The organism is Stutzerimonas stutzeri (assembly GCF_002909485.1).
Lineage (GTDB): Bacteria > Pseudomonadota > Gammaproteobacteria > Pseudomonadales > Pseudomonadaceae > Stutzerimonas > Stutzerimonas stutzeri_AH.
Genome location: NZ_PPXG01000021.1, coordinates 1 through 759 on the forward strand (window position 1 = coordinate 1; position 759 = coordinate 759).

Consider the following 759-nt stretch of genomic DNA (forward strand, 5'->3'; position numbering starts at 1 on the left):
TACAAAGAAAAATGAGGTGAAAAATTTACTGCAGGTTGAAGATCAAGCATTAGGGCTAGTTAGTTGCTCTTCGACACCAGTTTCTGGCTATTCTTCAGTGCCGGCATGTAGCCTGCCTTCAGCCTCACAAAAAACCGAGTCACATAAAGAACGCCTTGGTTTGGCTATACAGTTTGCTTGGGCTTTATTTAAAAAAATTACTCCCTATGTTTTGATTGGTGCAGCAATTAGCGCCTTGTCAGCCGCTTTTTTGCCTGCTGATATTGTCGAAAGATTCGTTGGTAGTGATAATTGGTTTGCCATTCCTATTGCTGCTGTTATTAGTATTCCGCTCTACCTACGAATTGAAATGGCTCTACCATTACTAGATGTGTTAATCGGAAAGGGGATGGGGATGGGGGCTGCAATGGCATTGATTATTGGCGGCACAGGTGCTAGCTTACCCGAGATAGCAATTATATCCACTGTCTTGAAACCTAGGGCTGTAATAGCATTTGTTGCAATCGTGCTTGCCATTGCGACCATAGGTGGGATGATTTTTAGCTTTGTCTTATAACTCTATAGTATATAATGCTGCTTCACGTAGCATTATATAACTTTGATCGGAGGTAATTGCGTTGATTTCGAGCTACATTGATATTATGAAGGCTCTATCTGAGCCTAATAGATTAAGATTAGTCTGGTTAATGTCATATATAGATCAAAGAATTTGTGTTAGTGAGGGTATGGATGTCCTGGGAGAGTCACACTACAATGTTT

The 759-nt window shown here is 40.7% G+C and carries 1 protein-coding gene; it reads left to right on the plus strand.

Features of this window, described 5'->3' with window-relative positions; genetic code table 11:
- Nucleotides 1-556: permease (locus tag CXK91_RS22485; RefSeq protein WP_181004007.1), on the plus strand; the 556-nt coding region annotated here is incomplete at its 5' end.
- Nucleotides 557-759: the final 203 nt, after the last annotated feature.